Origin of the sequence: Nocardia arthritidis (assembly GCF_011801145.1) — a bacterium.
Taxonomy (GTDB): domain Bacteria; phylum Actinomycetota; class Actinomycetes; order Mycobacteriales; family Mycobacteriaceae; genus Nocardia; species Nocardia arthritidis_A.
Map to the genome: position 1 here is coordinate 9,135,350 of NZ_CP046172.1, position 11,938 is coordinate 9,147,287.

General features: G+C 67.8%; 11 protein-coding genes and 1 pseudogene. 7 read left to right on the plus strand and 5 right to left on the minus strand.

The features are described from left to right. Positions 1-75: 75 nt before the first annotated feature. Together F5544_RS41425 and F5544_RS41430 are read right to left on the minus strand one after the other, a co-directional pair. A complete protein-coding gene (locus tag F5544_RS41425; protein WP_167478183.1) occupies positions 76-525 on the minus strand; it encodes a DUF6918 family protein in 450 nt (149 codons plus the stop codon). 73 nt (positions 526-598) lie between these two features. Next, a pseudogene (locus F5544_RS41430) lies at positions 599-796 on the minus strand (hotdog domain-containing protein); the annotation flags it as partial. 153 nt (positions 797-949) lie between these two features. Here F5544_RS41430 and F5544_RS41435 point away from each other — a divergent pair. The 5 genes from F5544_RS41435 (at position 950) to F5544_RS41455 (ending at position 5,586) form a co-directional block, all read left to right on the plus strand. Continuing rightward, on the plus strand, positions 950-1,843 hold the full coding sequence (locus F5544_RS41435) for a 1,4-dihydroxy-2-naphthoyl-CoA synthase (RefSeq protein ID WP_167478184.1): 894 nt from the start codon (positions 950-952) through the stop codon (positions 1,841-1,843). A 33-nt stretch (positions 1,844-1,876) separates the two neighbouring features. After that, positions 1,877-2,269, plus strand: coding sequence for a VOC family protein (locus F5544_RS41440; RefSeq protein ID WP_167478185.1), 393 nt, complete (start codon positions 1,877-1,879; stop codon positions 2,267-2,269). A 292-nt stretch (positions 2,270-2,561) separates the two neighbouring features. Next, positions 2,562-3,695, plus strand: a complete 1,134-nt coding sequence (gene menE / locus F5544_RS41445) for an o-succinylbenzoate--CoA ligase (protein WP_167479857.1) — start codon at positions 2,562-2,564, stop codon at positions 3,693-3,695. A 77-nt stretch (positions 3,696-3,772) separates the two neighbouring features. Then, positions 3,773-4,756, plus strand: a complete 984-nt coding sequence (locus tag F5544_RS41450; RefSeq protein WP_167478186.1) for an ATP-binding cassette domain-containing protein — start codon at positions 3,773-3,775, stop codon at positions 4,754-4,756. After that, on the plus strand, positions 4,753-5,586 hold the full coding sequence (locus tag F5544_RS41455) for an ABC transporter permease (protein ID WP_167478187.1): 834 nt from the start codon (positions 4,753-4,755) through the stop codon (positions 5,584-5,586). Before F5544_RS41450 ends, F5544_RS41455 begins: the two co-directional genes overlap by 4 nt. Positions 5,587-5,633: 47 nt before the next feature. Here the strand turns inward: F5544_RS41455 and F5544_RS41460 are convergent, their stop codons facing one another. Together F5544_RS41460 and F5544_RS41465 are read right to left on the minus strand one after the other, a co-directional pair. Further along, positions 5,634-6,464 (minus strand): NAD(P)H-binding protein, encoded by an 831-nt coding sequence (locus tag F5544_RS41460; RefSeq protein WP_167478188.1) that lies wholly within the window; start codon positions 6,462-6,464, stop codon positions 5,634-5,636. A 79-nt stretch (positions 6,465-6,543) separates the two neighbouring features. After that, positions 6,544-10,056: an AfsR/SARP family transcriptional regulator gene (locus F5544_RS41465; protein ID WP_238846932.1), complete on the minus strand. Its 3,513-nt coding sequence runs from the start codon at positions 10,054-10,056 to the stop codon at positions 6,544-6,546. 46 nt (positions 10,057-10,102) lie between these two features. On the opposite strand from F5544_RS41465, the gene F5544_RS41470 reads away from it, so the two are divergent. Together F5544_RS41470 and F5544_RS41475 are read left to right on the plus strand one after the other, a co-directional pair. Further along, positions 10,103-10,558, plus strand: a complete 456-nt coding sequence (locus tag F5544_RS41470; RefSeq protein WP_167478189.1) for an SRPBCC family protein — start codon at positions 10,103-10,105, stop codon at positions 10,556-10,558. Positions 10,559-10,576: 18 nt separating this feature from the next. Then, positions 10,577-11,449 carry a 1,4-dihydroxy-2-naphthoate polyprenyltransferase gene (locus F5544_RS41475; protein WP_167478190.1) on the plus strand — a complete coding sequence of 291 codons (873 nt, stop codon included), beginning with the start codon at positions 10,577-10,579 and terminating at the stop codon, positions 11,447-11,449. A 35-nt stretch (positions 11,450-11,484) separates the two neighbouring features. Here the strand turns inward: F5544_RS41475 and F5544_RS41480 are convergent, their stop codons facing one another. After that, the gene (locus tag F5544_RS41480; RefSeq protein ID WP_167478191.1) at positions 11,485-11,874 is read right to left on the minus strand and encodes a phage holin family protein; all 390 of its coding nucleotides are present in this window, start codon (positions 11,872-11,874) and stop codon (positions 11,485-11,487) included. Positions 11,875-11,938 lie beyond the last annotated feature (64 nt).

Sequence of the window (11,938 nt, forward strand, 5' to 3'; positions counted from 1 at the left end):
GCCGCACCCCGAAAGCCGTTCCTGCCAACGGCTTCCGGTGCTGCGACGCGCTCGACGCGCACGGCGCGCGCGAACTCAGTTGGCGTGGCGCTGAATCAGGTCGCCGACGCGCGGCAGTGCCTCGATGACGTGCTTCTTGGCCGAGCCACGCATCGAGGAGTAGACCTTCTGCAGCGCGGGCCGGGTCGAGCCCTGCGCGCGCTCGTCGGTGACGGCGAGCAGCGCCTCGGCCACCTCGTCGGACTTGGCGGTGAGCAGGTCGGCGAACTTGCCCGCCGAGCCGGCCGCCGCGTACTCCTGCCAGAACGGCTCCAGCTGCGTAAGCATCTTGGGCGCCAACGAATCCAGCAGATCCGGCACGATCGACGGGCTGATCTTCTTGACCGCCGCGTAGCCACCCTTCACGGCCAGCCCGGACGCACCACCCTTGTCCGAGACCTCGGCGTCGAGAACCTCGACGGCGTCGGTAAGGAAGGCCTTACGCTTGGCGTCGTCGAGCAGGGATTCAGACAGTGCTGCAACCACTTTCAGGTTCCTCCGGATAGGTTTCGATGAACGAGCAGCCGCAACTATACGTGCCACGGCCGGAGTTCACGCTCTATGGCTGCCACGGCAGCAACTGGACCATCAGCCCTTCACAATCGGCGAGCAAATCGCCCTGCTCATCGCGCAATTCGGCGGTGATGAAGGTTTTGCGTCCCTCGATCCGATCGACACGGCCGCACACCGTCAACGGGGCTTGCAGTGGAGTGATCTTGCGGTAGTTCACATGTAGGTACGCGGTGCGGCTGATCGGACCTGTTCCATTGCCAGCCTCTGGAACAGGTTTCACTCGCTCGCTCATATTTGCACGTTATCGCGAAGCTTTACACCGTCAAGTCGAATTGCTGGTTCCAGCAACGGGAACAGCGGACCCTGCGCCCCGAACGCCAGGACAATAATCGGACCGGTGACGTTCAATCCCAAACTGTGGCGGCCCGTTCCCGGATTCGAGAACCTGACCGATATCACCTATCACCGGCACGTCGACCAGGGCACCGTGCGTGTCGCCTTCGACCGGCCGGAAGTGCGCAACGCCTTCCGCCCGCACACCGTCGACGAGCTGTACCGCGCGCTCGACCACGCCAGGATGACCTCCGATGTCGGCGCCGTGCTGCTCACCGGCAACGGCCCGAGCCCGAAGGACGGCGGCTGGGCCTTCTGCTCCGGCGGCGATCAGCGCATTCGCGGCCGCAGCGGCTACCAGTACGCCAGCGGCGAGACCGCCGACACGGTGGACAAGGCCCGCGCGGGCCGGCTGCACATCCTGGAGGTGCAGCGGCTCATCCGATTCATGCCGAAGGTGGTCATCGCGCTGGTGAACGGCTGGGCCGCGGGCGGCGGACACAGCCTGCACGTGGTCTGCGATCTGACCCTGGCCAGCCGCGAGCACGCCAGGTTCAAGCAGACCGACGCCGATGTCGGCAGCTTCGACGGCGGCTACGGCAGCGCGTATCTGGCGAAGATGGTCGGGCAGAAATTCGCCCGCGAGATCTTCTTCCTCGGCCGCCCGTACACCGCCGAGGAAATGCACCAGATGGGCGCGGTCAACAAGGTGGTCGACCACGCGGAGCTGGAGAATGTCGCGCTGGAGTGGACCGCCGACATCAACGGCAAATCCCCACAGGCGCAACGCATGCTGAAGTACGCGTTCAACCTGCTCGACGACGGGCTGGTCGGCCAGCAGCTGTTCGCGGGCGAGGCGACCCGGATGGCCTACATGACCGACGAGGCGGTCGAGGGCCGCGACGCGTTCCTGGAGAAGCGCCAGCCCGACTGGACCCCCTACCCGTGGTACTTCTGATCTGACGGAACCCTCGATCGCGGACGGAGAACCTTGGACATCCTCAGCAGCCGGGTGCTCCTGCGCCCGGCCGACTACGAACGCACGCTCGCGTTCTACCGGGACGGGCTCGGGCTGGCCATCGCGCGTGAATATCCCGGCGGCACGGTCTTCTTCGCCGGTCAGTCGCTGGTGGAGATCGCCGCGCACGGCGGATCGGGCAACCCGTCGGCGTTCGACGGGGCGCTGTGGCTGCAGGTCCGCGACGCCGCCGACGCGGCCGCCGAGTTGGCGCTCAAGGGAATTCCGATCGACCGGCCCCCGGTGCGCGAGCCGTGGGGCCTGATCGAGATGTGGCTGCGCGACCCGGACGGAGTTTCGATCGTTTTGGTCGAAGTTCCGACCGAGCATCCGCTTCGACGCGATTCGCGCTGGTCATCGCCGTAATTGAAGCCTGGAATACGGCATTTGCACGGTAGGCCGGGTTGCCAAGCGGCAGCGCGGCGAGGACGATAGCGCTCGATGCCTCCCCGACCACCGACGTCCGAGGTGGCCGCCGATGACAATCGTCCGACGAGGGAATCGCTGTCTCGATGCCTGGCCTTCCAGAACCCCATTCCTTTGGGGTGGCCGCCGTACGCCCGCGCCACCCCAGCAAACCGCCGGTGCGCGGACATGACACGATCGCAGGCGTGAAGGGCAAGGAGGGGTCGTGACAAGGACACTGCGCACGCTGCCCATGCCGACCGGATCCGGTGTCGGCGATGTACTGCCGCACCTGCGTGAGGCATTGGAGGGCGGCGGCCCGGCGTGGCTGCCGATCCCGACCTCGGATCGTCGCGAGGCCAGACGGCTCAGCGACGCGCTCGCGCCCGGCGAGGCGATCGATGACGAAGTGGCGCTTGTGGTTACGACCTCCGGCACCACGGGTGTGCCCAAGGGCGCGCTGCTGAGCGCGGCCGCGCTGCGGGCGAGCGGCAATGCGACACACGATCGGCTCGGCGGTCCCGGCAGCTGGCTGCTCGCGCTGCCGACCCACCACATCGCGGGCCTGCAGGTGCTGCTGCGCAGCATTCTCGCGGGCACCGAACCCACCGTGCTCGACGTATCCGGTGGCTTCCTGCCCGAGGCGCTGGCGGGGGTCATCTCTGGAATGCGTGGCGAGCGCCGCTATACCTCGCTGGTGCCCACCCAGCTGATCAAAGCGCTCGACGCGCCCATCGCGACAAAGGCGCTCACCGAACTCGATGCGGTGATCGTCGGCGGCGCCGCGACGCCGCTGCCCGTCTACGAGCGGGCGCTCGACGCCGGTATCAACGTGGTCCGCACCTACGGCATGAGCGAAACCTGCGGCGGCTGCGTCTACGACGGCGTCCCGCTGGACGGCGTGCAGGTGCGCGTCAACGACGGCCGAGTGCTGCTCGGCGGCACCGTGCTCGCCTCCGGCTACCGCGGCCAGCCCGACCATCCCGCCTTCGCCGAACCCGGCTGGTTCCGCACCGATGACGCGGGAACCTTCGACGACGGCAAGCTGACGGTGACCGGCAGGCTCGACGAGGCCATCATGACCGGCGGGCTGCTCGTCATCCCGCAGGTGGTGGAGGCGGTGCTGAGCACGCATCCGGCGATCACCGAATGCGTCGTGCTCGGCGTGCCGGACGAGCGACTCGGTCAGCGGGTCGCGGTCGCGGTGGTGCCCACCCGCGATGCGGTGCCGACCCTCGACGAACTGCGCGAGCATGTGATGCGCGAGCTGGATCCGATCGCGGCGCCACGCGAATTGACTCTCATCGAGGAGATTCCGCTGCGCGGGCCCGGCAAGCCGGATCGGGCCAGGCTGCGCGAGCATCTGCTGGCGGAATCGGCGCACTGACAGCGCGCAAGCGGGTGTAAGCGGCCGCGCCATCGCGGTGCAAGGACCGTGCAAGACGCGGACCGCACAGTTGGCTCATGACTTCTTACGCACCAACTTCAGCGCTCGCCGTCGAGGCGGACCGGCTGGTCAAGGTGTTCGGGGAACAGCGTGCCGTGGACGGAGTGAGCCTGGCGGTACCGCAGGGCGCGGTGTACGGCGTGCTCGGACCGAACGGCGCGGGCAAGACCACCACCATCAAGATGCTGGCCACCCTGCTGCGACCGGATGGCGGCAGCGCCCGCATCTTCGGCCACGACGTGGTCGCCGAACCGACGGCCGTACGGTCGCTGGTCGGCGTCACCGGGCAGTACGCCTCGGTGGACGAGGACCTGTCGGCCACCGAGAACCTGATCCTGTTCTCCCGCCTGCTCGGGTTGAGCCGCGGCGCCGCCCGGCGCAAGGCGGCCGAACTGCTCGAGGAATTCGATCTCGTCGAGGCGGCGAACAAGCCGCTGAAGAACTTCTCCGGCGGTATGCGCAGGCGACTCGATCTGGCGGCCAGCCTGATCGCGGCCCCGCCGCTGCTGTTCCTCGACGAACCGACCACCGGGCTGGACCCGCGCACCCGCGCGCAGATGTGGGAGACCATCCGCAGGCTGGTCCGCGAGGGCGCGACGGTGCTGCTCACCACGCAGTACCTGGACGAGGCCGACCAATTGGCCGACCGCATCGCGGTGATCGACCACGGCAGGGTGATCGCCGATGGCACGGCCGATGAGCTCAAGGCCTCGGTGGGCGGCTCCTCGCTGCACCTCACCTTGGCCGACCGAGCGCAGCTGCCCCAGGCCCGCCGCGTGGTCGGTGAATTCCTCGGCGCCGCCGCGACGATCACCCCAGAGGCCGGCAGGCTGACCGCGCCGCTGCCCGATGCGGATGTCACCGCCGATCTGCTGATTCGCTTGCGCGAGTGGGAGATTCCGATCGATGAGATCACGGTGACCAAGCCGAGCCTCGACGAGGTCTTCCTCACCATCACCGGCCATCCAGCCGAAGACGAATCCGAAAGGAGCGCGGCATGACCACCATCACCGCACCCAGTCCGGCGCGCCATGCCGCGCGCGAGATTCCGGCCGCGAGTAACCGGATCTCCTTGCGGCAGACCGTACAAACCTCGTTCACCATGGCCTACCGCGGGCTGCTGAAGATCAAACACAATCCGGAACAGCTGTTCGACGTCACCGTCCAGCCGATCCTGTTCACGGTGCTGTTCGCCTACATCTTCGGCGGTGCTATCTCGGGCAATGTGCACGATTATCTGCCGACACTGATCCCCGGCATCTTCGTGCAAACGGTGATCATGACCTCCGTCGTCACCGGCACCCAATTGCGCGAGGATATGGACAAGGGGGTATTCGACCGGTTCAAATCCCTTCCCATCGCCCGCATTTCGCCGCTGGCGGGTGCGCTGCTGGCGGACGTCGTGCGCTATCTGCTCGCATCCGTGCTGACGATCGTCGTCGGCCTGTGCCTCGGCTACCGGCCGGAGGGCGGGTTCTTCGGCGTCGCGGTGGCCGGGCTGGCCATCATCTTCTGCTCGTTCGCCGTGAGCTGGATCTGGGCGCTTGTCGGCGTCACCGGTAAGAGCGCGTCCGGCGTACAAGGCATTTCGATGATGATCATGTTCCCGCTGACCTTCATGTCCGGCGTGTTCTCCACCGTCGCCACCATGCCGGGCTGGCTGCAGGGGCTGAACAAGGTGAACCCGATCTACTACATGGTCAACGCCTGCCGTCAGCTGATGAACGACGGCACCTACGGCGCGGATCTGGGTTGGTCGCTGCTCACCTCGGTGGCCGTCATCGCGATCTTCGCACCGCTGGCCGTCGCCGCCTACATGCGGCGGGCGTAAACCCTTGCCGGACAACGCCGGACAGCCACGAGCTGTCCGGCGTTTCGTCATGCGGCGAAATCGGCGTGATGCGCCAGTGCCCAGTCCCGGAAGGGGCGGGCGGGGTGGCCGGTGACGCGTTCAACGGTATTGGTGAGCGCGGCGGGGACGCCCACCGATCTGGCCGAGGTGTCGAGCAGGATCTCGAGTACCGGCGCGGGCAGCGTCGCCCGAGCCAGCGCCTGTTCCCTGGTCAACTCGTCGACCGGAATCTCTTGGCCCAGAACATCTCCCAGGGTGTCGACCAGATCGCGCAGGCGCAGCGATTCGGGTCCGGTCAGCATCAGCATGCGCGCCCGATTGTCTTCGCGCACCAGAAGATTCGCGGCGACCTCGGCGATATCGTCGATATGGATGGGCGAAACTCTGGCGTCCGGGTAAGCCATCGCGACGCGACCCGTCTCACGAATTTGCGCGCCCCAATCCCGGCGGGCGTTGGTGGCCAGCCAGCTCGGATACAGAATCGTGTGCGACAGACCGGATTTCACCACAGCCGCCTCGGCGGCGCGGTGCAGCAGACCGATTCGTTTATCGAATTCACCCGCCTCGAACGCGGCGGGCGACGATAGCAGGACGATGTGTCCTACACCGAATTCCTTTGCGGCGCGCAGGAATTCCGCGGTATCGGCGCGGGCGGTGTACAGGAATACGGCCGAGACGTCGCGCAGTGCGGCGGCGGCGTTGTGCGGCGCGGTGGTATCGAGTTCGACGGCGGGCACGCCGGGCGGCAGACCCGCCAGATCGCGTGCGGAGGCGCGAACATCGTGCCCGGCCGCCGCGAGGGTGGCGACCAGGCGCGCGCCGATATTGCCGCGCGCGCCGGTGACGAGGATGGTCATCGCGAAACCCACTGTCCCGAGCCGTGACTCGATCGCAATTTAGCTTTGCCTTCAAAGTTAAATTGCGACCGCGCGGCTGTCAACGATCCGCGACGAGCTCCGCGAACAGCCGCATAATTCGCCTGGCGGAATCGTGCCTGCGCAGGTGCGCGTGCTCGGCGCGGACCGAATCGACCCGCTCGGCGCCGAGCGCCGCCCTGGCCGCCTCGATGTGCGATGCCATCAACAACGATGGAAAATCCTGGCGGGCATACACATTCGGCACCAGGGCGAGCAGTTCCAGACCACGGTCGATATCCCGCCCCGTCACAACGCAGTGCGAGCCGATCACGGTCGCCGCGCAACCGACCTGCGGCAGATCCTGTAACTGGGACAGCGCCACCCTCGAGTGCGCGATCAGGCTGTCCATCAACGAATCCGTCGCGACCGCCCGGCCGTGCAGCACCCGAGCGCCGAGCGCGGCGGCCCCGATCATGATGCCGCCGGGGCCGGGCGCCAGCGCCTGGTCCGGCCAGCCGAAGATCTCCAACGCCCGGTCGAACCTGCGCAGGCCGAATTCGATATCGCCCTCGGCGAGGCTGAGTTCGGCAAGACCGACCACCACGGTGGCCAGTAGCGGGTTGGCGTTGGTCCAGCCGCCGCCGTCCACCAGACCGTCCGGATCGGCGCTGCCGAGCGCGATGACCAGTTGCTGGCGCGCCTCGGTCAGCGCACCGGCCCCGACCATCGCCGCGGCCAGCATGGCCCGGGTCTCGGTGGCCTCCGAGTGCGCACCCAATTGCCGCAGGTCATCGATGGCTTCCAGATAATGATCGACCGACTGCGCGTACTGGCCCGTCTGCGCGTAAACCCCGCCGAGATGCCGGGACACCGCAGACCGGGCGAACAGATCGCCGGGCTGAATGAACCGCAGCGCCCGCTCGGCGTCGAGCTTCGAACCCCAAATATCGCCGAGATTTTCGCGAATATTGGCGCGCATGATCAAGGCCGCCGAACGGACTTCGAAGTCGTCATCGCGGGTGGCCTCGGCGATGAGCCGGAACAGGCCCTTGGCGTCGGAGCGAGCGGTCATGACCCGGGCGAACAGGATCGAGAGCGGGCCGAGATCCGTACTGGTACGCAGCAATCGACGCACCCGCACTCGCAGACGTGCCAGCGCCCGGAAATTGTCGCCCAAATGAGCCAGGTGCATGAACAGCGCGGCGTACGCGCACAGGTGCAGATCTCCGGATGGCGAATCGGGTTGGCCCGCAACCGGTTCCAGATCGAGGACCCGGGCCTGCCAGGACAGCACCTCGTCGTGCAGACCGCGCGATACCCACAGGATGGCGAGCACCGGAAAGATGGTGTACACCGAGTTGGCATCGCGCCGCTCGACCGCGTATCGCATTGCCGCGAGCAGATTGTCGAGGTCGACGGAGACCTCCGAAACCACGGCGACCTGTTCGGGCGTTTTCAGGCGCAGCGCCGCATCGTTGGTGAAATCGCGGGCCCACGATACGATCCGGGACGTCACCAGATCCGCCTCGCCGGGCAGCGCCGCGAGCTGTTCCTCGCCGTATTCGCGCACCGTCTCCAGCATCCGGCACCTGGTGCCGAAGCCGACGTCGAGCACGGTCAGCAGCGACTGGTTGACCAGGCCGTCGATCGCGCTCGCCACATCGGGTAGATCCGGCCCGCCCGCAACGGCTTCCGCTGCGGCAAGCGTGAAACCCGCCGGGAACCGGCACAATCGGCGCAGCGCGATCTGCTGCGGCTCGTCGAGCAGATTCCAGCTCCAGTCGATCACCGCGTGCAGCGTGCGATGCCGCTCGGGCGAACTGCGATCGGTGTTGCGCAGCAGGGCGAATCGGTCGCGCAGCCGCGCGCTGATCTCCTGCACGCTCATGGTTCGCGCCCGCGCCGCGGCCAATTCGATGGCCAACGGCAGGCCGTCCAGGGTGTGGCAGAGCCAGGCGATCTCCTGCGGGTCGAGCCGGATACCCGGTCGCACCGCCCGCGCCCGTGCGATGAATAGATCGGTGGCCGGTGAACCAGCCGCGTCAACGGTCAAGGGCGGCAACGGATATACCGCCTCCGCGGTGATCATCAGCGGCGCGCGGCTGGTGGTGAGCACGGTGAGCCGATCGCACGCGCCGACGAGTTCGGCCACCACGATGGCCACCGCATCGATCAGGTGTTCGCAGTTGTCCAGGATGAGCAGAATCGGCCTGGCACCCAGCGCCTCGCGTAGCCGCTGCCGCACATCCGGCGCGCGCCCACCGCGCAGCGCGGCCGTGCCGTCGAGGTAGCGCTCGCCGAGGCCGAAGGGGGCACCGATCGCGGCCTCGATCTCCAGCCGAGCCTCGTCGATGTCCTCGGCCCGCACCGAGGCGAGCTCGACCAGCACGACGGACTGCCGGGATGCGACGCGCGCACCCAATTCGTTTGCCACACGGGTCTTTCCGGTGCCGCCGGGGCCGAGCACGGTGGTGACCCGGGAGCCGGACAGCAATCGCTCGAGCTCGGCGAGGTCGGCTTCGCGGCCGAGCAGAGCGTTCGGCGCGGCCCGCAGCCCGATCGGGGCGGGCACCACGGATGCCGTGGGTGGTTCCGGCATTCGGGTTGCGCCCAAGGCGAATTCGACTGGGGCGTAGGTCAGGCCGTCGGAGGGCGTCCGAATCCCCGCGGAAGCCGCGGTATCTCGGCGGTTCGCCTCGGCGGAAATGCCATCCCGCTCGACAACGGGACCCGGCGCTGATGCGCTGTGCCACAACGGTTCTCCGCGCAGGATTGCCGTATTCAATTCCACCAGCGCACGTCCCGGATCCGCGCCGAGCTCATCGGCCAGCCGGGCCCGGAACGCGGCGAAGGATTCCAGCGCCTCGTTCGCCCGCCCCGCCGTCGCGAGCAGCCGCATCAGATCGGACTGTGCGGGCTCGTCCAGTGGGTTGGCGGCGGTCCTGGCGCGGGCGATGCGCAGCGCACCGGCCAGGTCGCCGGTGGATTCGCGCGTCGCCAGCTCGATATCGTCCAATTCGCCGAGGCGGGCGGCGGCCATCGTGCGCAGTTCGTCGGCGACCGGTCCGTCGGGCAGATCCGCGCCCGGTTCGCCGCGCCACAGCGCGCGGGCCCGCGCGACCGCGGCCAGGCAGCCGGGCACATCACCGGCCGTGCGGCAGCGCCGCGCCGCGCCGACCAGTTCGTCGACGGCCGCCAGATCCACCTGTTCGGCGCATAACGCCAGCCGGTAACCGGCGGGACCGATCTCCAGCGCACCGTCGGGCAATGCGGCGCGCAGCCGCGACACTTGGGTGTGCAGCGCGTTCATCGGCGCGCGCGGCGGCTGCTCGCCCCATACGTCGTCGATGAGCGCCTGCGCGCTGCGGCTGCGGCCCGGCCGCAGCGCCAGCGCCGCGAGCAGCAGGCGCGAGCGGGCGCCGGGTAGTGCGGCGAGCGCACCGTCGCGGCGTAGCGCGATTTCGCCCAGCAGGGCCACCACGAGCGACTCACCTGTGGACTCGATCAACGCTTGTCCGCGGCCCACCTGGCCGCCCTGGTCCGGAAACATCCCACGGACATCGTAAGCGAGCAGGCTGGAATGGGTCTTCATGGTTTTCCTCCCCCTTTTCCGGCGCAGGGAACCTACGCTTTTCCGCATGGCTGAGTTCGAAGTGGTCCGGCAGGCCGTCATCTCGGCCGAGCCGTCGCGCGTGCACGAATTGATCGACAACTTCCACGAATGGCCCGCGTGGTCGCCGTGGGAGGACATCGATCCGCAGCTGCGGCGCACCTATTCCGGCGCCGAATCCGGCGTCGGCGCCCGGTATTCCTGGAGCGGGAACCGCAAGGTGGGCAGCGGCAATATGGAAATACTCACCAGCACCGACCGCGAGATCGGTATCCGGCTCGAGTTCGAGAAGCCGTGGCAGGCCACCAACGACGTGACCTTCGAGCTGAATCCGGTCGAGTCCGGCACCGAAGTGGTGTGGCGGATGCGCGGCAAACAGCGGGGCCTGATGGGCCTGCTGTCGCGGGTGTTCCCGATGGACCGGATGGTGGGCAGGGACTTCGAGAAAGGACTTGCCCGGCTCGGGAGGGCCGCCGAGAACTGAACGAACTACGCTGCGATCATGGCTACAGCAGCGCAATGGCTCGAGGGCGCCCGGCCCCGCACCCTCCCGAACGCGATAGCGCCCGTCATCGCCGGAACCGGGGCCGCCGCCGCGTACGACGCCGTGAACTGGCCGAAAGCCGTTCTCGCGCTGTTCGTTTCGCTCGCACTGATCGTCGCGGTCAATTTCGCCAACGATTACTCGGACGGCATCCGGGGCACCGATGAGGTGCGGGTCGGGCCGGTGCGGCTGGTCGGGCAGAAGTTGGCCGAGCCGGCGCATGTGCGCAATGCCGCATTCGCCAGTATGGCCGTCGCGGCCGTGCTCGGCCTGATCCTCGCGGCGACGACGGCCTGGTGGCTGGTGCTCGTCGGCGCGGCCTGCATGGCGGGCGCCTGGTTCTACACCGGCGGCAGCAAACCGTACGGCTACCGCGGTTTCGGTGAGGTCGGCGTCTTCGTATTCTTCGGACTCGTCGCCGTGCTCGGCACCGAATACGTTCAGGCCGAACATCTTTCGTGGGTGGGGCTGGGGATGGCGGTCGGCGTCGGCAGTTTCTCCTGCGCGGTGCTCGTCGCGAACAACCTGCGCGATATCCCGACCGACAGCCAATCCGGAAAGACCACGGTCGCGGTCAAGATCGGCGATTCCCGCACCCGCACGCTGTACATGACGCTGGTGATCGTGCCGTTCGTGATCACGCTGGCGCTGATCGCCAAGACCCCGTGGGTGTTGGCCGGACTGGTGGCGGCGCCGCTGGTGCTGCGCGCCAGCGCCCCGGTCCGCACGGGTCAGGGCGGGCCGAAACTGATTCCCGCGCTGAAGGATACGGGCTTGGCGATGCTGGCCTGGGCGCTCGTCACGGCGCTTGCGCTGGGCTTGGGCAGCTGACTGGGCTTCGGCAGCTGATCGCGCCGAGTGCTCGGCTAGTCCTCGTCCGGGACCAGGATGCCGAGCACCCAGTTGACCAGCGAAATGATGATCGCGCCGACCACCGCGGTCCAGAACCCGGTGACCCGCAGACCGTAATCGCTGCTGGCCGCCTCGGTGATCTTGGCGGTGAGCAGCAGCATCAGCGCGTTGATCACCAGCAGGAACAGGCCGAGGGTCACCACCACCAGCGGCAGCGACAGCAGTTTGACGATCGGCTTGACCAGGGCGTTCACAATAGTGAACACCAGGGCGATGCCAAGGACGACAAGGACTTTCACCCCGGTGCCCTTGTCCGGCGGGCTGAGGATGTCGATCTTGTCGACCCACGCGGCCGCGAGCCAGATGGCGACCGCGTTGATGATCAACCGAATCACTAGCGTCATGCGGCCATGCTAAAGCCGCCGGGCCGGTGTGCGCTGTCCGTAACCGGCGTGGCGGCGACGGTCG